Here is a 19,900-nt window from a genome sequence, read left to right as displayed (position 1 = left end):
GAGCATCATGCCTCGCGGGCAATCCGCTCGGCGAACCTGTTCAGATAGAGCGGCCAACCCTGATCGCCCTCAACCCCTTGACGCACGCCTTCCCAACCTTGGCCATGACGTTCGAGGTGACGGTGCTCAAGCTCCAACCGGGTCCGGCTTGGCGTCTCGGCGATGAAGCGCACTTCCCATTCACTGGTCTTGTCGGGATCGGTTTCGATTTGCCAGCGCGGGCTGATGTCCCAGCTTAGAAGCACACGATTTGGCGGTTCAAAAGCCAACACGCGCGCCCAGCGGCATTCGCTGCCATCAACACCCCGATCATAAACGTGACCGCCAACACGGGGTTCGAACACAGTCTCTGCGATGGGGACGGAGAGCAGATTGTGCTCGCGTGGCTTGAAGCTGCCGAAGTCTTCGGTGAAGACCTTGAAGGCACGCTCGATAGGCGCCTCAACCACGATAGATTGTTTAATGGGCGCGGCCGGTACACGTAAGCTCATTGCTCGTCCTCCACTGATTTTTCGACGGCCACTTTGTAGGCTGCCAGCGCGCTGCTCCAGAACCGGTCAAGCCAGGCGCGCATCTGGCCGAGCCCCGCTGGATCGATGTGATAAATGTTGCTGGCTCCCTTTGGCTCGGCACGGACCAAACAGGATTCGCGCAGCACCTTCAGATGCTGAGAGACGGCTGACTGGGAGACTGTCAGTTCTCTGGTGATTTCAACGACAGTGCGAGGCCGCGCGCCCACTAGGTCGTGTGGACACTTATCGCAGCCATAGCACCGTGGCGGCGATGGTGACGATGGCGAGGTAGTTTCGTGCGGTCTTTTCGTAGCGAGTTGCGATGCGACGGAACTGCTTCAGCTTGCTGAAGCAGCATTCCACGAGGTGCCGTTGCGCGTAGAGGTGCTTGTCGAGCGGGTGTTTGAGCGATCGAGATGGGTTGTTCGGAATGACGGCTTGGGCGCCTTTGCTGGCGGCCGTCTCGCGAATGTGATCGGCATCGTAAGCAGTGTCGGCGATGATGAACTCGGCGGGCGCGCCCTCAAGCAAGGCTGCGGCCTGTGGGGCGTCGCCTTTCTGACCGGCGGTGAGGGTGAAGCGGACGGGGCATCCGAGCCCGCGCACCGCCAGGTGGATCTTGGTGCTCAAGCCGCCGCGCGAGCGTCCGATGGCCTGATCCTGAGCCCCCCTTTTGCGCCGCTGGCATGCTGGTGCGCGCGGACGATGGTGGAGTCGACGATCAGGTATTCGAAGTCCGGGTCGTCCGACAGCGCCTCGAAGACGCGCCGCCAGACGCCTTTCTGGCTCCAGCGGCTGAACCGCCGGAAGACGCTGTTCCACTCGCCGAAAACCTGCGGCAGGTCACGCCAGGGGGCTCCGGTGCGAACAATCCAGAGCACGCCTTCCACAAACATGCGATTATCGCGCCCTGTCGATCCGCGCTGGTCCGAGCGACCAATGATCAGGCCAGACATGCGGTCCCACTGTTCGTCGCTCAAAACCAACCGATCCGTGGCGCCCAAGACTGCCTCCCCCAAAAAAACAGCCTTGAATCACCTTTCTGCTGATTTGAGAATCCCAAGAGTCCACACGACCTAGTTCGAATATTCGTCTGCGAGTCGGATCCCCCAATGCGGCTAGTTGCACGCTGTCCTTGGCCATGGCTAACCGCCGTCCCAAACCTGGCGGTGCCGAGGGGATCTTGCAAATCGGTTACGACAGCGGCTTCCGACAGTATAATTAGTCATAGCTAATGATTAGCCTGTACTAATGATCGTGTCAAACCCGATGGAATCCGGATCAACTTCAGCAACGGGTCAAAATGGCCATCAACCAAGGTCAGCGCGAAAGGGGGAGCTAAGGGCCTCTGCTGCAACCGAAGGGATTGAGGCCGCCTCGGTTGGCGACCCTAGTTCGGCTTGCGGAGCCTTCTAAGGATCTCGCGGAGGTCGACGACTTACTCCGCGACAATCTGGCGTGCCTCGTCCAAGCGCGACGGCTTGGCTTTCTCACTGTCAGTTTGTTTGTCGGAGTCGGGCATGCCCCGACAGTTTGCTGGTAGCAAATGAAAAGCTTGATCTAGCTCAAGCTGACCGAGGCGCCAGCAATCGTGGCAAAACCGTCGTACGGCACGCTAGGCAAATATTCCCGACAGCTCTGACGGTATCTGAAAGTTCGTGCCAGTGAGCGCAGTGTCAGTCTTGATTACGCACGCGGCGCGCCATCCAGTCGATAGACTCTGATAGGTGGCGGAATTGCGAGTGCTTCGCGAGGAGCAATTTTTTCTGTGAATTCAAGACCAAAAAATCACGCCGGGTATACCGTCGGCATTTGTCTGTCAGGCGTCAAAATTTGTGCATGCAAATCAACGACAAAACGTCGTCCGATATGATTGAGTGGGAGTAGGGCGACCGGCTGCTATCTCGCAGTTTAGCGTAGTCTGATGACGTTGTTCTCGCTTCACTTTCACATTGAGGACGCTGACCGAAGTCGTGAGCTTGGCTTATCCCGCTCGAGGTCGGCATTCCACCGCGCTTTCGCTAGCCGAGTATTGCAGCGCAGTTGATCGTGCAGAAGGGCGGGGCGGTGGAGCACGGCAGCTATTGGCGCAAAGCGGCCCCCCGCCGAAAAAGTCGCGTCATAGGCGATATCTGACAGTCCGTCTAAGGTCAGACGGCCAAGCCGCCGCAGGCCGACAAGACGGCTCTTTAGGTACGAAAGACGTCGACCGTTAGTGGGCCGTTGGCCAGAGCATTGTTTGGCCGGTTCGTGCGATAAGGCGGCCGGATCTACGATCAAGAAGGAGTAACCATAGTCAGATCGAACGGGAAGCAGTAGTTTGATGTTTGCAGAAGCAGAGCAATCAGGCATTCAGGTGCGGTAGCCTGACAATGAGGAAATGAAAACCGCCTAAGCCACTAATTCACTGGTGAGCCCGGCAGGACTCGAACCCGCAACCAAACCGTTATGGGCGACGGGCTAAAGAACGCAATCGTTGATTTTACTGAATTTTCGTTGGAAATTGATCGTGTTCGTTGCGCTCTGGTGAGATCGTTTCTGGTGCGAAAATGGTGCGGTAGATCGCAGGACCCAGGATCTACGGATGAGAACCAACGCGAAACTTGAGCTCGATGCCGGCACCAAGACGTTTGCCTCGGGCCTCCTGCCAGATTTGATAGCTGCGTTGCGCCTCAGTCGTAGGGGCGATCTCGTCGCCGTGATCAGCGGCGATGCAAGCATTGGCCCCGAGCTTGAGGCATGGTGTCGCTTCACCCGCAATAGCCTGGTCGGGACTTCTGTCGAAGGCGGCCGCACCCGCTGGGTGCTCCGCTACGGAGAGGCTCCTGAGAATGTTGGAGAGGATCGGCCTGTCGGCTCACGCCTGTGGCTTTACACCAACTTCGACTGCAACCTTGCTTGCGACTATTGTTGCGTGCGCTCGTCACCCAAAGCTCAACGGCGGGCGCTTGGCGTCGAGCGGGTGCGGCGGATTGCGGTCGAAGCGGCGGAGCTTGGCGTGGACGAAATGTTTCTCACTGGCGGTGAGCCATTCATGCTGCCGGATATTGGCGAGATCATTGCTGCATGCGCGGCGGCGGCGCCAACTACGGTCCTCACCAACGGCATGCTGTTTGCCGGAAGCCGACTCGCAACGCTGCGCTCATTGCCGCGCGAGCGAGTGACCTTGCAGATCAGCCTCGACAGCCCAACGCCGGAACGTCACGAGAGCCATCGTGGAAAGGGGACATGGGCGCGCACCTGGAAGGGAATCGAGCTGGCCCGCGCCGACGGATTTCGGGTGCGATTGGCGGCGACGGTTTCAACTGACGCAGAGGCGGAAGAGTTCCGTGGCTTCCTCGATACCCATCACGTGAGCGAGGAGAACCGGGTGATCAGGCGAATTGCGCTCCGAGGCTCGGCCGCGCAGGGCATCGCCTTGGCAAGGGCAGATCTGGTTCCCGAGGTGACGATCACCGCTGAAGGCGTGTTTTGGCATCCGGTCGGAGCTGAGGATAACGATCTGCTGGTCAGCCGCGACATCTTTCCACTTGCCGATTCCTTCGCGGCCGTGCGCCGCGCCTTCGATCGCGAATCCGAGCATCAACGCCGGTTGGCAAGGATTTTCAATTGCGCCTGACAGCGTTCAGGGCCGCTTCAAGAACCCCTGTTGCGTCGAGGCGTCGCGCAACTCGGCATAAGCTTCGAGCTGCGGTGGTATCCATTGGCGCAACCCCTCCGCTTCAAGCACAGGACGATGCTTGGGGTTGTCGTAGCTCATTCTAAACAATGCGTTGGCAAACGCCTGCTCCAATGCAGGGTCGAGATCGGCCCGAGCAGTAAACATGCAATGATTATAGGGCTGCGAGGTCCAGATCTCCGTCAGCGCGCCTTCCGGCACCAGGCGCTCGCTATGCACGGTATTCCAGAATGGGCTGCCGATTGCTCCCGCATCGGCGCGGCCGTCGAGGACCGCGCGAACGACGTCAACCTCGCTTGTACCGGTGTCGCCGTGTTTGCCGAGGTCGGTGTTGAAGCGCAGCGTTTGGTAGTCCTTCCCCTCAACGAACCCCTCGCGCTGCAGAAAGTAGACCGGGAGGATTGCCGCATGGCCGCTATCGCGGCTGCCGAGAGCCAGCGTGCGGTTCCTGAGATCGGCAAGCTTCGCCACAGGCCCACCGGTGACTGCGACGAGCTTGGTCATCCAGCCGACATCGGTATCGCGCATCGCAATCGGTCGGCACCGATGGTCGCTCCATGCATCGGCCTGGACAAAAGCGAGGTTCGTATTCCATCCAATGTCGATGCGCGGCAGCGGCGCGCCGGGCGGGGCCAGTAGCGCTTCGACCTGTGCCTCGTAGCTCTGGAACAGCACCACCTCAACAGGGATGCTCGCTTCCTCGTGAAAATACCGTCGCATGCCCTCCCAGATACCAACCACCTTTGGATCGTATGCGACGGCACCTACCCAGATCGTCCGGCTCATGACAGCGTCTTCCTTCGCAGGCTCGATGTTCAAATGCGATCAATCGCGCTCCCGAAGCGCTGCCAGGCGGCGCCGCGCTCTCGCGCTCAAAACAGCGGTATTCCCAAAATGGCTTTGCCGATGAAGTCGCGCAAAACATCGCCCGTTGGCGCCATCACAGCGCCCGCATGGGCATCGCGGAACAATCGCTCGATAGCCAAATGCCTGGAAAATGCTGCGCCTCCGCACACCCGCATCGCGGCCGAGGTGACGGCGATGGCGACATCGCCTGCCGCTGCCTTGCTCTCGAGTACGCGCAGCAACGTCGTATCCCGGGGCCGCTCGAGGTGATCGACGAGATCGTCGACACGTGCGGCAAGTCCATCCGTGTCGATCTGCATCGTCGCAAGCTGCGCGCGAATCGTCGGCAGACTCTCGCCGAGGGTCTGGCCCAGATGCTCGAAGCGAGCGGCATTGAGATGTGCCGCGGTTCCTGCCACTGCGGCCCGGCAAAGACCAAGTGCGACCGCCGATGTGCCAAGGTTGAACAGCGGAAGCACGACCTCCAGCATCGCCTTGAACCCGGCACCGTCATCGGTCAGCTGGAAACCGGGCGCGACCTCGCAATCGTCGAGGATCATCGGCGCGGATGCGTTGGCGCGCATCCCGAGACCATCCCACGGGCCGGCGACCGACAGTCCGGGCGTACCGCTGGTGCAAAGGTAAAGGGTCGACTCCGTTGGACCTTTGCCTTCAGGAGACAGCGCCGAGACAACATAACTTTGCGCGTGACCGGCGCTCGTCACCCACGATTTCTTGGCGCTGAGGTGCACGCCGGCGCCGCTGCGCTTCGCTCGCGAGACAGGCGCCCAGAAGTGGCTACGAGATCCGGCCTCGCTGAACGCCAAAGTAGTCAGGTGTTTGCCGGCCGAAATGTCCTTAAGCGTCTGCGCGACGGCGGCTCCCGGACGGGCCGCCGCGATGGTTGCGGTGCCGCATATGTGCATCAAATAAACCATCGCGGCCGATGCATCCGCTTCTGCGAACGTCGCGACGACCGCGGCGAGGGTCCGTGGTCCGAGCGCCGAGCCGCCTACCTCGGTGGGCAGCGTGATCCCCAGCAATCCGGCCGGACCGAGCGCCGCGATTGCCTCGGATGAAAATCGGGCTTCCTTGTCGCTTTGTCTGGCCGCCGGTGCGAGAATGCGGTCAGCGATGTCTTTGGCATTCGAAACTGCGGTCTCGTGATTCATAACGACCCTCGATACCTAGGTGCTGCCAACCAAGTTCGAAGAATATGGAACCTGCTCTCTGCGCGAACGATGCTACGCGACCCGCACCATCGGATCAACACGACCAGCCTCAAGCATGGCAAGCTCTTGCCTTGCCAGCGGCAGGGTACAGGCCACGGTAGTTACGTGCTCAAAGCTATTTCGTTACTCCCCCTGAAATCTTTTTTTGGCGTCGACGACGCCTTTCTTTCCAGCGGCGGCCGGTGGACAGCGCTTGCCCGCCGTCGACTGGAACGCTACCAATGACCGGGCAACGGTGTGACGAGGTTCGTCTGGTAATGCCGGTCAACGATGGCGGGGTTTCGCCCATCCCCGTGCAGGGACATGACACGCTGCACTTGGTCGCGATCGCCGCTGATCGCGTGCGATCCGGGCTTGTTCGGTGAGCGGCGCGGCGATCGGGATCATTGGCAAGGCGCCGCAACCCGGCCGCTCAAAGACGCGGCTTGCGAGCGCTATTGGCGCTGCGGCCGCTTCCCAGCTGTCTGCCTGCTTTCTGCAAGACGTCGGCGCGGCGATCGAGGCGGTACCGGAAGCGCTCGGCAGGCGCGGCTATGGCGTCTATGCGCCGGCGGGAGCCGAAGATATCATGCGACAGCTGCTTCCTGCGGGGTTCGGATTGTTATTGCAGGCTGGCGATGATCTCGGCCACGTGCTGATCGGCGCGACGCGTGCGCTGCTCGATGTCGGACATGACTGCGTCCTGCTCGTCAATGGCGACAGTCCGACCTTGCCCCCTCGCTTCCTTGCGCAGGCGATCACTGCGCTGCGCGAATCCGGTGATCGGATGGTGCTTGGGCCGGCGAGCGACGGTGGCTATTACCTCATTGGGCTGAAGCACCCGCATGAGCAGCTGTTCACCCGTATCGCATGGGGAACGGAAACGGTTGCCCGCAGCACACGCGAGCGCGCCGCCGAAATCGGTCTTGCCACAACGGTGCTTCCGGAATGGTACGACGTCGACGATGTCGAGACGTTGCGTTGGCTACAGGAGGAGCTGGTTGGCCGTTCGAACCGCTTTCGCGAGGGCGGGTTTGCCGCGGCGACCCGGGCCTTTCTCGAGGCCGGGCCCATGATAAGCCCGTAAACTGATGGCCGGGGCTGCTCGAAGGCAATTCGGTCGACTGGCACGCGCCGCCAACAATGCTGCTCCGCTTCATCTGTCGGCCGGCATCGGTGTTGTTATCGCCGGCATGACGCTGGTCACTCCCTTTGCCTTCGAGGCTTATGGTGACAACGCCTTCATTGCTCTGACCATCGCCGCGGGGCTCCTGACGATCGTGGCGACGCGCCTCGCCGAGCGCGTGCCAATCGATCACGCGCTGTGGCTCATCTTTGGATTCGGGATTGCGCTCAGGATCTATGCACTGTTGTTCGATCCGCTCCTGTCCAGCGATATCTATCGCTATGTCTGGGATGGCAGGGTTCAGGGCGCCGACATCAATCCCTACCGTTATGTTCCGGCGGATGAGGCGCTGGTATTTCTCCGCGATGGCGCGATCTTTCCCCGTATCAACCGCGTCGATACGGCTGTCACGATCTATCCGCCGGTCGCGCAATTTTTCTTTCTCACCGTCACGCGGATCGGCGAAAGCGTGACTGTGATGCGTCTCGCGCTCTTGGGGTGCGAGGCCGTCACCGTGTCTTTGATCATGCTGCTGTTGCAGCATATGAAGCGCCCGGTGACGCGCGTGGTTGCCTATTTCTGGCATCCGCTGCCCTTGTGGGAGATTGCCAACAGCGGCCATGTCGACGCGCTGATGGTTGCCCTGATGCTGCTGGGCCTGTTCGTTGCCCTGACCGGCCATGCGTTGCGCGGGGCCGTCGTGATCGCGCTTTCGATGCTGGTCAAGCCGTTTGCGGCACCGGTATTCGCCGGGATCTGGCGCCCGTGGGACCTCAAGATGCCGCTGGTCGTGATCGCAGCAGTCGTGCTCTGCTATCTTCCCTATTCATCCGTCGGTTGGGGCGCTTTCGGATTCCTGACCCAAGGCTATCTGAGCGAAGAAGGCATCAGTGCCGGCTACGAGATCTGGCCGTTGTCGGTCTGGCGGCTTGTGTTTGGCGAGCACCAAGGTGACGTGGTAGCTTACGCGGTGCTGGCCGCGCTGATCCTCGTGTTCAAAGGGCTTTCCGTGGCGCGCAGCTCTGATCATAGCATCACGTCCAGGCTTGCCGACATCAACATGCTGCTACTCCTGACTCTGTTGCTGTTGTCGCCAAACTATCCTTGGTACTTTCTCGTCATCACGCCGTTTGTCGCCCTGTGTGGCTCCCTGCCGACGTGGGTTGTTTCAATTGGTGCACTGTTACTGTCCGAACAACTCGATTGGGACTTCTACATTCCAAGAATGGTGACAAAATCAATTCTGTTCGGAGGTCTCTTACTGGCTTGGGCCCTGACGACCTGGAGGACCCGCATGCAGCGAACCGCAGAAACGGGGTTGTCACCATGAGCCTTTCCGGCGAAGCGCGGGGCATTCGCGCGCCCTTCGATCCACGCCGTTATCACGAGCAGGTTACGGGCGAGCGCACCGAGGTCGCGCAGCGTGCGCCGGTTTGCCTCTATCTGGAAGTGACCAACCGATGCAATCTGTTGTGTACCACCTGTCCTCGCACCTACGAGGAGCTGGAGCCGCCCGCAGACATGGACTGGGACCTGTTCACATCGATCGTCGACCAGGTTCCCGATCTCGCGCGCGCCGTCCTGCACGGTGTCGGCGAACCGATGCTGGTCGCGAATCTGCCGCGGATGGTCAAATGCCTTAAGGATCGCCTCGTTTACGTCCTGTTCAACACCAATGGAACGGTTCTCAGTGAGCGCAACGGCCGTGCGCTGATCGAGGCCGGGCTCGATGAGCTGCGTGTGTCGCTCGATGCGTCAAACCGCGAAAGTTTCAAGGCGATCCGTGGCCGGGATTATTTCGGCCGCATCCTCCGCAACGTGCGCGCGTTTCGCGAGCTGCAGGAGCGGGAGGGATATACGAAGCCGCAGGTTTCCGTTTGGCTTACAGGCCTGAAGGAGACTGTCGAGGAACTCCCGGCGTTCGTGAAAGTGGCAGCCGAGATCGGTGTCAAGGAGGTCTACCTGCAACGCCTTGTGTTCTTCGATGAACAGACCATCGGCAAGGCGCGTCCGGAACAGGCCCTGTTCGAAGGGTTGACCGCGGGCGAAGCCGCCTATCTGAAGCAGGCCGAGGAGCTGGCGCGTTCCCTTGGCATCACCTTCAGTGCGTCGGGCGCGGCAAGCGAGCCGGGCCTAAGTCTGAAGGGCAGCGGCTGTGGTTCGCCGTGGTCGCTCTGCCGGCGGCCGTGGTCACTGATGTATTTCACGGCCAATGGTCGCGCACTGCCGTGCTGTATCGCGCCGTTTTCGCAGCATGGCTATGACAATTATACGCTTGGCCATGCGGCGCAGCAGTCCTTGCAGGACATCTGGAACGGGCCCGCGTATCGGGATTTTCGTGCGGCGCTGCTCTCGGACAAGCCGCCCAAATGCTGCGCCAATTGCGGCCTGCGCTGGAGCCTGTGAACGAGGTGGCCATCGTTTCGGCGATCATCCCGTGTCTCGACGAAGAAACGGCGATCGGCCAGGTCGTAACCGGGGTGCTCGCGCAGAATGTGAGCGAAGTCATCGTCGTTGACGGGGGCTCGCTGGATCGTAGTGCTGAGCGGGCAAAGGCCGCTGGGGCTCGCGTCATTGTTGAGCCGCGCCGCGGCTACGGTCGTGCCATTCAGGCCGGCATCGCCGCCGTGCGCGCCGACGCCGACATTCTCGTCTTCCTCGACGGCGACGGCGGCGATCCTGCGGAATTCATCTCGGATCTGGTGTCGCCGATCGTTACAGGCCAGGCGGTCTTCGTGCTCGGATCGCGCGTACGCGGTTCGCGCGAGCCTGGCAGCCTGGCACCACAGCAGCTCCTTGCCGCCCATGTCGGCAGGCTGCTGTTGCGTCTGGTCTATGGCACAAGCTTCACCGATCTGTCGCCGTTTCGCGCCATCCGGCGGGATGCGCTCAGCGGTCTCGGGATGAAAGAGGAGACCTATGGCTGGAACCTGGAAATGCTGATGCGGGTCGCCTCGGCGCGACTGCCGGCACTGGAAATTGCCGTTGGGCAGCGGCGCAGGGTTGGCGGGGTATCGAAGGTTTCCGGCAATCTCGTCGCCGGCGTCAAGGCGGGCTGGTCCATTTCGGCGACGTTTGTTCGCCTCGCGCTCGAGCTGCGAAGGTGATCAGCGTGTGCCGGTACGATCCGCACAAGCAACGATGCTCCCGGGAGATTGTCGTTTTTCCGGTGGCGAAAACACCGCGAGGTATCCGCCATCGCCTGCCAGCTGATATGTCGCGATCTCGCGATACCCAACGGCAGAGAGTTCGCAACGCAGGAGCTCAATCGGCGTGCCGTGCTCCGATGTCGGACGCTCAAGGTCGACAATTCCGACCCGCGCGCTGGGCTTTAGCGCGGGTACGAGATTGTAGAGGAAGGCATAGGGCTCGGCGATCTCGTGATACATGTGCACGAGGATCGCGGCATCCAGCGAGGACGCAGGCACGCGCGGGTCACCTGGTTCGCCGAGCGCGAATTTGACGTTTACCAGATTCAGTTGCTCCGTTCGCCTGGCGAGCTCGACGAGGTATTTCCGCGTGACGTCCTCAGCGATGACAGAGCCGGTGGGGCCGACGAGCGGCGAGAGGCGAACGGTGTGGTAGCCACTGCCCGCACCGATGTCGCCGACCGTCATGCCAGGCTTCAGTTCAAGAAGACGGACGATCTCGCCATTCTCATTGAGGGAGTCGCGGTGCTCCTCATTGGAACGCCTGGGGCTGACGATCTTGGCAACCGGACGCTGGGGTGCGGGAAACGCCGTTGCGGCGACTCCCGGCGGAGCCAGATAGCCGATGTCGGCGGCGTGCGCGCTGACGGCGGCGCCCAGCGCGATAACGAGCGTCGCTGCGAGGCCAGCGCCCTCATATGCTCGTTTTCTCATCCAAACGACCGCGATCAACGATCAACCCGCGATGTTGAAGAACCAGCCAATAAACCGTTTGCCGTCGCGCACGACGGGCACCTCGCGGCGAAGCCAGGCATCAAGGCCAAGACTGCGGCCGGCGCCGTCGAGCGCAAACAGGAACATCAGGAGGGCCAGGCACATATACGTCCATGGCCACTCGGATGGGTTGCCATACAGCCCGAGCCAGAGTTGCAGCGTATAGGCGAGGGCCAGCACTCCCACCAATCGCACCGCAAGGCCGAGGATCATCGATCCAGCGAACACTAGCTCGGCCAAAAAGACGATCGGCCCAAAGATCGTCATGTGAGGCAGCACGATGTCCTTCATGAAGGTGCGGTGAAACTCGAACGCCGCGCTGGTCGATTCCTGTTCGGTCCAGTATTGCAGACCGTCGGACACCGGCAGCGGTAATTTCCACAACATGCCCTGGAACCACAGGCAGCCGACCAGGACTCGCGCCACCCAGATTCCAAGATGCCGGCTGCTGCGCTGCGCAGGATCTTCTCGCCAATTCCGCACGGCAATCACGATGCTGGCAAGCAGCAGTGCCCAGAATAGCGCCAGGATCAGATAGCGCCAGTTTCCCTGATGGAGATAGTCACTCGTCGTCGCGGTCAGGAAATGCCAGACGTCGGTGAAAGGATTGGTGGGCATGCGCGGGCTCCCAGGGGACTTGGTTGCTCTACGTATCGCTTAATCGAATCGTTACTCTGCGTGCCGATTGCCTGACAAGGCGCACCGCCCGCAGGCGATCGGACGATGCGCCTTAAGTGTTTTCGATCAGCTTTCCGAAAAAAAACTTCCGAGGGTCATTGTGCGTCGATCCATTTGTCGGATCCCGTCAATTTTACCGACACATCCGTCAGCGTGATCCGGAAGGGCTTTCCGTCCACCATCCCGGGGTGATCCGTTGAGATCAGGAGCGGACCAGCCTTCTTGTGGTCCGCATATATCCCGGTCACGAAGTGCGGCGGGTTGGCAGCGCCCCGGTGGTAAGCGATTTCCTCAATTCGCTTGTCGGCGCCGATGTAGAGGTCCCAGGTGTCGCCGGGCTGGTAGCCGCCCTCCGACGGGTATTTCACCACGACCTTCTGGGCAGACGCGTCACCTGTCGGTCGCTTCTGCTGGCCGTCGTCGGTTGCGGTCGCACCATCCCATAGCAGGTGGAACGGGAGCAGCACCCAATATTGATCGTTGACGAATGCCGGATCGACTTCTTTCTTGACGACATCGCTTTGGCTAGAGAGCTGGGAGCGCTGATAGGTCACCTTGACCGGATTGCCTTCCTTATCTTTCCCCTCGTAGGCGACCGTGTCGGTCTTCGGGCTCCATTCCCACTTGTTAGAAATTTTGTGACCGCCAGGAAACTCACCGTTCCACGTGTAGCGGATCGCCTCGATTTGTCCAAACGAATCAAGGCCGTAGGTCTTGGCGATCTGCTCGGCAATCGATGGGCTGTGCTGCGCCCGGGAAGCCGCAGGGAGGACCAACAGCAGGCCGAAGGCCAAAAGGCGGATCACATTGAGTCTCATTTCGCTGCGCGCCTGAGTACGAATACTGGTCATGTCGGGCTCCTTGGATCTGGCATGCAATTGCCTCGGCCGAGCCGAGGTTCGAGGCCGGTCGGCCAAACATTTGGGCTCGGCCGGGACGGGAGCATATGTTCGGACGGCGACAGACACTGTTTCGTGTCACGCACGAGTGTCGGTCGTCCCGAACATTCCAGCAAACGACCGGAAATTGCGGCCGTTGGCGGTCATGAGCATACCAACAAATCTGGTCAACCGCTGATGGGGGGCAGGGCACTTCGCTTTGCTCGCCAGCCGCATGCCGACGCACCGGTGCGGAGCTGCCGAGCGCTCGCGAGGATTACCTCACTGACCGAGCGGATTTGACGCCTCGAGAACAGCAAGGGCGCCTTAGGGCCAGCCAGCAGCAAGCGGCGAGGATGAATTCGGATCGCGCGCAGTGACAGCCCGCCCCGCAAACCGCTCGTCGGGCAAACCGGGGCCTGAAACGGCAGCTTCTGGCGGATTGTGTTGAAAAAGTCGAAAGTGCTGCCTTAGCAAAATTCGCTCAAAAGCTGACCGATCTCTGAGGTGGGCTGGCGACACCCTCTTAGAGAGCATGGAAAGGGCGCTGGTTGAGTCCTCGCGTGCCTGGACGTCGGTATGCTGCACCGGGGGTGGTCGCCGATTTGCAGTAATCCTAGCACATGCAGGTCAACAGCATCAGCGCGGCAAGGATCGTTATTTTGGCCGCTCGACTTCCGGCTCCGGTCAAAACGCGACCTCGCGGGGAGAACCGCTTCTGGCGCATACCGGACCTGGTCAGGGCTGGATCTCTTATCTGTCGGAGATGACGCCAAAGGCCTCACGAATTGCCGTGGCTGACAGGGCGCGAGGAAGGCGCGCTCCTGCGTTGGGCAAGCTGCGGTAGAAAGCAATTCTATGCCCAGTCGCGCCGCACAGCATCGGAGGCATGGAGCGAATTGTACGCGCAGTTCTAATGCGCCATTAGGACGGGCAAATCCGCGTGCTCCATGATATAACTGGTCGCGCCACCGAATATCATTTGCCGCAGCCTATTGCGGGTAAAGGCGCCCTTTATCAACAGATCGCAGCCTTGCGCTCTGGCGGCATCAAGGACCGCCTCACCAGTGTCGCGGTCTTCCAGTTCAACGCTCACTAGCTTGGCGGCAATGTCGTTGTACAGCAATTGCCGGACTATCTGATCGGCAGATGGGCCTGGTACCTCTTGTCCGCCAATCACGGTTAGCACCGTTACCCTTTCTGCCAGACGAAGAAGCGGCATAGCAAAACCGTTGACCCGAGCCTGCTCGGTACTACCGTTCCAGTGGATGACAATGTTTGTCGCGATGCTTCCTGGCGCGTCTAGTGGCGCCAGGAGGATGGGTCTACCGCTTTCAAACAGCGCGGATTCAATGGCGCGCCGGTGAGGGCCGGCAGCATCAACGGTGGACCGTGGCATTACGATGAGGTCGAAAGCACGCCCATAACTTCCAACAAAGTCTTCACCCTTAGGCGCGGTTTCCAACCAGCCGAAGCATGGTCGGCTCGAGCCTGCAGTGGCTGGAGGAATATTGTGCTTCAGCATGAACGCTTCGAACAAACGGTGCATTTCGGCTAATTCTTCTTGGCTCTTCGCATGGTAAGAATCCAAAGGGATGCCGGTGGCCAATTCTGCGACTAAATATTGAGGGATGCCGAACCGGAGCGGGAAGCCTTCGATGTAGGCGCCGGTACGTTGCGCGAGACGTGCGGCGGCCTCGAGCGTGGATGTCATGATCTCAATGTTTTGGATCGGTACCAAGATCGTCTTCATTCTCAACCCCCGTGTTTCAGGTGAACATTGACGTACAACGTCTAGTCGCCTTTGAAGGCTAACGGCTTGCGACTGAGGTCGATAGTTTCCTCCGATTGCGGCGCAGGTCGTTATCAAAATGCCGAGCGATTAGCCCTCCATGTTAGCGCTGCCCGGCGTGCTGTTCGACATCGGGGATGGTAGATCATGATCGTTCGTCCGAACCGGGCTTAATCCTGGCAATGGCCTGTATTGCGAAGCGGGCAGCCATTCTCATACGGCAGCTCTTGGCGCAAAGCGGACATTCGGCCGGATCGGCACGTCGCCAACGGGTCGATAAACGACATCATTCGCTTACCTCGTCGGTAGTCGCCAGTGACGAGGCATCGGTCAAAATTTGAAACGGACTGACCGAAATGGAAATCTTGCCGCCCGCAGCCTGTTCAACTTTAAATTCCACCTCTTTTTGCGCTGTCACATCCTCGACGGTTACATACAGCCCAGTACAAGTAACTGCTCGTTTGGCTTTGCTTCTTGAATTTGTGCGTATTGCATCATCCAACCTATATGCGGCGCCTTGACTCGCCTTTTCCAAAAGGGCTAATTTTTTAGCCTCTGTGTTCGTATTACTTACCATCGCGGCAACCGCGCTCGAATTTCTTGACAGCGTAGTTGACAAGCGCGTTATTGCTGTCGTCTGAAACGATCGTAACCACCATTCTGCGCGTATCCAAAGAATCACACTCGGGCATCGCGCCGCACAACCGCTCAGCAAAAGTAAAACAGAGAGACACCCGCGCCATCACATGTGACCCCTCCGAGAGCGGGCCTTGCGCAATCGGGAAACTATAGCAGCTTTCGACCGGCCAATGGCGCAAACCAGTGCAGGAAGCGTTATCAGGCGCCGCGCAAAGCTGACATCCGTGCCAAATCGTACGGCAGCAGTGGGCCAGAAGCGCCATCCGTTCGCTGTGCAGATCAATCATGGATCTTGCTTCTACGGAACAGGCTAAATCGAACTGCATCGTTGCTCCTTCGTCGGATGACGCTTTGGGATAGTAGGCTGGCTTCATGCGACCGAGGCTCCGAACGTGCCAAGCCTGTTGCGGTCACCGCGTTGCATCACTCCTCCGCGCGTGCCTGCGTCCACACCGCGATCGGCTGCGACGGCCTTCATATCGCCCGCGCTGACTGCCTCGACGATACCGTGCACAGAAGCAAGCACGCCACGCATTTCGCTGAGCACAAGATCGCGCTCGTCCGGCACCAGTAGAACGGCCGTGCGCCCGTCGCGCGCCACCTGCGTCTGACCACGAACGAAAATGGCCACGACAACAGCAGCGGTCATCAGCCAAAGTGCGATAGCTGCGATCGACAGACTGCGAGAATTCGTGTGTGCAATCCCCTGATTGCCAAGGTTAGCGCACACACGATGCACGCCTGCGATTTGCGCATAACAACGTCAATCCAGGAACATCCGCGGCCCTGGTCGGTGGAGCGCGGTTCAGGTAGCGAGTCCTTGAACGGCTCGTCTAGTTCTGAGCCGGACGATTCTTAAGCTTGTAGCGTTCCACTCGTCAAAATAGGCGCGTCGCAGGGAGTCCAGCGGGCGGCCCATGTGGCGTAGCACCGTATGCGCGCCGGCTGCGGCGGTAGTTTTCCACAGCCCGGCGGCGCTGGCGTTTGCTTCGCCGCCGCCGGGGTCCAGGATCAAAATCGCGACTCATCAGAGGAGCGAAGCACATGCGCAACAGGAAAGCGGCGGAAGCAAATGCCGATGTTGAAGCGCGGATTGCTCAAATCGAGCAGATGACGCTGGAGCAGATCGCAACGTTTCAGGGCAGGATGCTAACCGATATTGGGACGGGAAGGATCGCACCAAGAGAAGCCCGCGCCATAGATCGCGCTCTTAGAAAGCGGCTGAAAGCGATCGAACAGGAACTACAACAGGACGGCTGAGGCGTTGAACACGAGGCCCGCCGGTTCACGCTGGCGGGCCTTCCCGTAGTTAGCCGGGATTGCCAAATTTCCCGCGGCCTCGTTCATTTCCTGCGATTCAGATAGGCGAGTGCGCTCCCAGGCTGCCGCGCCTAGCTAGGGGCATTCAATGATTGATTACAATGTTACTGCGTCCATCGATCATGCGTTGCACGAGGCGCAGGCCGCGCGGCGTGACCTCACCATAACCGCCTTTTGCATGCGACAGGCAGAAATGCTTCGCAGAATAGATCGAGCGAAAGCCAGCCTCGCTGATCTGGTGCAGTCCCGGACGGCGGGGCAAACCGGGCCGAGAGTTTCTGTGGTTGTGACGATTTCCAAATCCTGCCCCGCTCCATCGCAGGGGCTGGGGGCTGAGTTAGCGATGGAGCGGGAGTCTCGGACTTCGATCGAACCAGCGCGGAAACCGACCGCATCCTAGACGCGCTTAAATGCAGTTGCGATTCTGGCCTGTTGGCGGCCAATGCATGGCACCTTTCCGTAGCAGTCTGCCTTTCGCAGAAAGCTATCGAGTGTTGCAGCCGAGCAATTTTCAGAGTCACAATTTTGCCCTAAGATCGACGTCAGCCGGTCAGATTCGACCAGCGGGCGGACTGGCTAGGCCCGGCACGCGTTTCGGCGGGGGCAGTGTGCCGGGCCACCGCATTGCGGTGGAGACTTCGATGAAATCCATCGGTCGCCTTCGTTGGGTGGTAGACAACGATCGCCAGGACCTCGCCGACTATGAGGCGGGCCGCCTCTCCTGTCGGGACGGCGAGGACGATGCCGAACAGGAGTCAGCCACCGAGCGCATCCTGAAGAATCTCGCCCTGATCCGTGCATATGAGGCCAAAGCAGACTAGCAGCCCAAACCGGCGAAGATTCTGATCGCAAGGCCCATGCGCCAAAGGTGATCTTCTGAGGCCGCATGCCGGCATCAACGCGGCGCGGACACGAGCTCGCAAATTATCAATGGGTGGTAGGGCCGAGCGAGCGCGAGATACCGCGGGTCGCGGGTGTGGAGAACCGCCTGCACCCCGCGGGGCAGCTGCTGGCGGCGCACGCCTGCCGGCTGCGGCGGTAAAGCAACGCGGGCCCCTGGTTCACGCTGGCGGACTTGCTACGTCCTAAGAGCGTCGACTGCGTGGGCGACGAGAACGCTAATGCTGAGTACGATCAGGCAAACAACTGCGGCTAGAAATGACATCGGGGTGGTTTCTGTGGGGCCCAGGGTGAGCGGCTCATAAGCCGTCACATTTCGCCAGCATTTGGCCGAGCTTCTTGCTTTTGTGGCAGATATTCGCGGGCTGGTAGCATCGGCTCAGCCAGTTGCGAAACAGGGTGAAGACTTTGGGGCAACTGTGACCTGGCGGGGAGGGCGGCTTTTTGCGCAAAGCGGACGTTTGGCCGGACGCGCATGTCTCAGAAGGGCCAACAGCGGTCATTCCGCAACCGCGTAGATGAGTGCTGCCCTCACCGGGAAGCGAGGCGGCGCGTCGGGTGGAGCGGGCACAAATGCCGCAAGCCATTTGAATCGCCTCGCCTTTACGTTTTCGGTACACAGGCTTGACGTTGACGCCCGCGCGTCGCAGGTTTCGGGGCGCCACGCGCGGCTCGCGGGCCCAACAGGCAGGATCGATCTTTCATGGCATTCGTGCAGTTCACGCAACCGGACGATCAGCCCATCGTCATCAACACGGATAGGATTGTGACCGCCACGCCACTGCCGGACGGACAAGGCACGCGCATCACTTTCAACAATGGTGGCCATCAGGACGTGAAGCAACTCATCGCTGACGTGCTGCGGCAGTTGAACATAAGCGCGTAGGCTCAGGACATCGCCGCCTGGGCGAACCATTCCGCCGATCAAGTGAGATCGTGCACTTTCTTGAGCGCTGCCCAATGTCGCAGATGGATCAAAATGCGAAGAACTCAGGGTGAGCAAATCTAGTCCGCTATGCCCCACCGAGCGGGCCTCCATCAGACGAGGCGCCACTTCGCTGATGGGCCAAGAGGCGCCACCAGAAATTTGCGATCGACCCACAACCGGGGGTCGGACGCCTGGAACTTCCAGAACCGGCGGCTGTTGTAGCGCAGAGGGTCTCGTGCATGGATATGGTCACGCACGGTCGCGGTTCGGATGCCGCTCCATCGGCCCGAGTTTCTCCGGTGAACTCACACAACGAGTGGGGCGCGCTGGAGGAAGTGATCGTCGGAAGGCTTGAGGGTGCGGTCATCCCATCCGATCATCCGGTTGTCACCTGCAACATTCCGGGCATGGCAGCGCGTGCTCAGTCGCTGCTCGCAGGCTTTCGTTACCCAAGGATCATGATCGAGCCGGCCCAGCGTGAGCTTGATGGCTTTGTTGCGCTGCTACAGTCGCTGGGCATCATCGTAAGACGGCCGGACGCTGTCGACCACAGGAAGCGCTTCAGCACGCCAGGATGGTCCTCGCGCGGCTTCTGCAATTCCTGCCCGCGCGACAGCATGCTCGTGATCGGCGACGAGATCATCGAAACCCCAATGGTTTGGCCCTGTCGCTACTTCGAGACGCAGTCCTATCGTGCGATCCTGAAGGACTATTTCCAACGTGGCGCGCGGTGGACGAGCGCGCCCAGACCGCAACTGACGGACGAACTGTTCGACCCTGAATTTCGCGTTCCGGAGAAAGGCGAGCCGATCTCATACATTCTCACCGAATTCGAACCGGTCTTTGACGCCGCCGACTTCTTTCGCTGTGGACGCGACTTGTTCGTGACCCGCAGCAACGTCACCAATGCGTCCGGCATTGAATGGCTGCGTCGTCACCTTGGCGACAGTTATCGCATCCATGAGATTGAGAGCCGCTGCCCCAATCCAATGCACATCGACACCACCATATTGCCGCTTGGGCCCGGCAAGATCCTGATCAATCCCGAGTACATCGACGTCGACCATCTTCCGGCCGTCTTGAAAGGATGGGACATCCTCGTGGCCCCCGAGTCCGACCCGATCACCGATCCTGTGCTGAGGGTCACTTCACTATGCGGGAAATGGCTCAACATGAACGTCTTGATGGTGGATGAGAAGCGCGTCATCGTAGATCCACATCATACCGCAACGATGCGTGCGTTTGAGAATTGGGGATTCGAACCGATTTCCTGCAAGTTCTTACACTATGCGGCATTTGGTGGCGCCTTCCACTGCGCCACGCTCGACGTCCGGCGGCGCGGCACGTTGGAAAGCTACTTCTGAGCTGACCTCCAACAGGTCTCATCGCGCCGCTCCGCCTAAGAGGTGATTTTCAGTCCGATGATGCCCACGAGAATAAAGCCGATGCAGGCTAACCTAAGCAACGT

Annotated in this window: 20 protein-coding genes and 1 pseudogene; 9 read left to right on the top strand and 12 right to left on the bottom strand. The window is 60.2% G+C overall.

Annotated elements, in window-relative coordinates:
* Positions 1 to 5 precede the first annotated feature (5 nt).
* The 3 genes and pseudogenes from AYJ54_RS00995 to AYJ54_RS46495 all read right to left on the bottom strand — a co-directional run bounded on the left by AYJ54_RS00995 (position 6) and on the right by AYJ54_RS46495 (position 1,468).
* On the bottom strand, positions 6 to 491 hold the full coding sequence (locus tag AYJ54_RS00995; RefSeq protein ID WP_063696030.1) for an SRPBCC family protein: 486 nt from the start codon (positions 489 to 491) through the stop codon (positions 6 to 8).
* On the bottom strand, positions 488 to 739 hold the full coding sequence (locus tag AYJ54_RS00990) for an ArsR/SmtB family transcription factor (RefSeq protein WP_063696029.1): 252 nt from the start codon (positions 737 to 739) through the stop codon (positions 488 to 490). The genes AYJ54_RS00995 and AYJ54_RS00990 overlap by 4 nt, the downstream gene beginning before the upstream one ends.
* Before the next feature lie 16 nt (positions 740 to 755).
* Positions 756 to 1,468 (bottom strand): annotated as a pseudogene (locus AYJ54_RS46495) (IS5 family transposase).
* A gap of 1,628 nt (positions 1,469 to 3,096) precedes the next feature.
* On the opposite strand from AYJ54_RS46495, the gene AYJ54_RS00975 reads away from it, so the two are divergent.
* Positions 3,097 to 4,131, top strand: a complete 1,035-nt coding sequence (locus AYJ54_RS00975) for an Rv1681 family radical SAM protein (RefSeq protein WP_063696028.1) — start codon at positions 3,097 to 3,099, stop codon at positions 4,129 to 4,131.
* Between the two features lie 6 nt (positions 4,132 to 4,137).
* On the opposite strand, the gene AYJ54_RS00970 is transcribed toward AYJ54_RS00975, so the two are convergent.
* Together AYJ54_RS00970 and AYJ54_RS53355 are read right to left on the bottom strand one after the other, a co-directional pair.
* The gene (locus tag AYJ54_RS00970) at positions 4,138 to 4,977 is read right to left on the bottom strand and encodes a phosphate/phosphite/phosphonate ABC transporter substrate-binding protein (RefSeq protein ID WP_063696056.1); all 840 of its coding nucleotides are present in this window, start codon (positions 4,975 to 4,977) and stop codon (positions 4,138 to 4,140) included.
* An 86-nt stretch (positions 4,978 to 5,063) separates the two neighbouring features.
* Positions 5,064 to 6,209, bottom strand: a complete 1,146-nt coding sequence (locus tag AYJ54_RS53355; protein WP_063696027.1) for an acyl-CoA dehydrogenase family protein — start codon at positions 6,207 to 6,209, stop codon at positions 5,064 to 5,066.
* A 421-nt stretch (positions 6,210 to 6,630) separates the two neighbouring features.
* Here AYJ54_RS53355 and AYJ54_RS00960 point away from each other — a divergent pair, with 421 nt between their 5' ends.
* From AYJ54_RS00960 to AYJ54_RS00945, 4 genes are read left to right on the top strand one after another with little or no spacing between them, the layout of a single operon-like run.
* Complete coding sequence (locus tag AYJ54_RS00960; RefSeq protein WP_063696026.1) at positions 6,631 to 7,335, top strand: TIGR04282 family arsenosugar biosynthesis glycosyltransferase; 705 nt, start codon at positions 6,631 to 6,633, stop codon at positions 7,333 to 7,335.
* Positions 7,336 to 7,339: 4 nt separating this feature from the next.
* On the top strand, positions 7,340 to 8,704 hold the full coding sequence (locus tag AYJ54_RS00955) for an MptA/MptB family glycosyltransferase (protein WP_063696025.1): 1,365 nt from the start codon (positions 7,340 to 7,342) through the stop codon (positions 8,702 to 8,704).
* Entirely contained in the window at positions 8,701 to 9,780 is a 1,080-nt protein-coding gene (locus tag AYJ54_RS00950) for a radical SAM/SPASM domain-containing protein (protein ID WP_063696024.1), read from the top strand. The genes AYJ54_RS00955 and AYJ54_RS00950 overlap by 4 nt, the downstream gene beginning before the upstream one ends.
* The gene (locus tag AYJ54_RS00945; protein ID WP_063696023.1) at positions 9,744 to 10,481 is read left to right on the top strand and encodes a glycosyltransferase family 2 protein; all 738 of its coding nucleotides are present in this window, start codon (positions 9,744 to 9,746) and stop codon (positions 10,479 to 10,481) included. The genes AYJ54_RS00950 and AYJ54_RS00945 overlap by 37 nt, the downstream gene beginning before the upstream one ends.
* Here the strand turns inward: AYJ54_RS00945 and AYJ54_RS00940 are convergent, their stop codons facing one another.
* The 7 genes from AYJ54_RS00940 to AYJ54_RS00920 all read right to left on the bottom strand — a co-directional run bounded on the left by AYJ54_RS00940 (position 10,482) and on the right by AYJ54_RS00920 (position 15,933).
* On the bottom strand, positions 10,482 to 11,237 hold the full coding sequence (locus tag AYJ54_RS00940) for a class I SAM-dependent methyltransferase (RefSeq protein WP_082905403.1): 756 nt from the start codon (positions 11,235 to 11,237) through the stop codon (positions 10,482 to 10,484).
* 21 nt (positions 11,238 to 11,258) lie between these two features.
* Positions 11,259 to 11,915 carry a DoxX family protein gene (locus AYJ54_RS00935; RefSeq protein WP_063696022.1) on the bottom strand — a complete coding sequence of 219 codons (657 nt, stop codon included), beginning with the start codon at positions 11,913 to 11,915 and terminating at the stop codon, positions 11,259 to 11,261.
* A 155-nt stretch (positions 11,916 to 12,070) separates the two neighbouring features.
* Positions 12,071 to 12,826: a hypothetical protein gene (locus AYJ54_RS00930; protein ID WP_063696021.1), complete on the bottom strand. Its 756-nt coding sequence runs from the start codon at positions 12,824 to 12,826 to the stop codon at positions 12,071 to 12,073.
* 940 nt (positions 12,827 to 13,766) lie between these two features.
* The gene (locus tag AYJ54_RS00925) at positions 13,767 to 14,606 is read right to left on the bottom strand and encodes a universal stress protein (RefSeq protein ID WP_063696020.1); all 840 of its coding nucleotides are present in this window, start codon (positions 14,604 to 14,606) and stop codon (positions 13,767 to 13,769) included.
* Positions 14,607 to 14,931: 325 nt separating this feature from the next.
* Positions 14,932 to 15,222 carry a hypothetical protein gene (locus tag AYJ54_RS48730; RefSeq protein WP_136623347.1) on the bottom strand — a complete coding sequence of 97 codons (291 nt, stop codon included), beginning with the start codon at positions 15,220 to 15,222 and terminating at the stop codon, positions 14,932 to 14,934.
* Positions 15,212 to 15,658: a hypothetical protein gene (locus AYJ54_RS48725; protein WP_136623346.1), complete on the bottom strand. Its 447-nt coding sequence runs from the start codon at positions 15,656 to 15,658 to the stop codon at positions 15,212 to 15,214. The genes AYJ54_RS48730 and AYJ54_RS48725 overlap by 11 nt, the downstream gene beginning before the upstream one ends.
* The gene (locus AYJ54_RS00920) at positions 15,655 to 15,933 is read right to left on the bottom strand and encodes a hypothetical protein (RefSeq protein WP_063696019.1); all 279 of its coding nucleotides are present in this window, start codon (positions 15,931 to 15,933) and stop codon (positions 15,655 to 15,657) included. Before AYJ54_RS00920 ends, AYJ54_RS48725 begins: the two co-directional genes overlap by 4 nt.
* Before the next feature lie 395 nt (positions 15,934 to 16,328).
* Here AYJ54_RS00920 and AYJ54_RS00915 point away from each other — a divergent pair, with 395 nt between their 5' ends.
* The 4 genes from AYJ54_RS00915 (at position 16,329) to AYJ54_RS00900 (ending at position 19,796) form a co-directional block, all read left to right on the top strand.
* A complete protein-coding gene (locus AYJ54_RS00915; protein WP_063696018.1) occupies positions 16,329 to 16,544 on the top strand; it encodes a hypothetical protein in 216 nt (71 codons plus the stop codon).
* A gap of 701 nt (positions 16,545 to 17,245) precedes the next feature.
* Positions 17,246 to 17,425, top strand: coding sequence for a hypothetical protein (locus AYJ54_RS00910; RefSeq protein WP_063696017.1), 180 nt, complete (start codon positions 17,246 to 17,248; stop codon positions 17,423 to 17,425).
* 782 nt (positions 17,426 to 18,207) lie between these two features.
* Positions 18,208 to 18,390, top strand: a complete 183-nt coding sequence (locus AYJ54_RS00905) for a hypothetical protein (protein WP_057855957.1) — start codon at positions 18,208 to 18,210, stop codon at positions 18,388 to 18,390.
* Between the two features lie 287 nt (positions 18,391 to 18,677).
* Positions 18,678 to 19,796, top strand: a complete 1,119-nt coding sequence (locus tag AYJ54_RS00900) for an amidinotransferase (RefSeq protein WP_136623344.1) — start codon at positions 18,678 to 18,680, stop codon at positions 19,794 to 19,796.
* The last annotated feature ends 104 nt before the right edge of the window (positions 19,797 to 19,900 follow it).

The organism is Bradyrhizobium centrolobii (assembly GCF_001641635.1).
In the GTDB taxonomy this organism is placed as follows: domain Bacteria; phylum Pseudomonadota; class Alphaproteobacteria; order Rhizobiales; family Xanthobacteraceae; genus Bradyrhizobium; species Bradyrhizobium centrolobii.
Note: the sequence above shows the minus strand (reverse complement) of the source record. Positions and strands in the feature narration are given on the sequence as shown.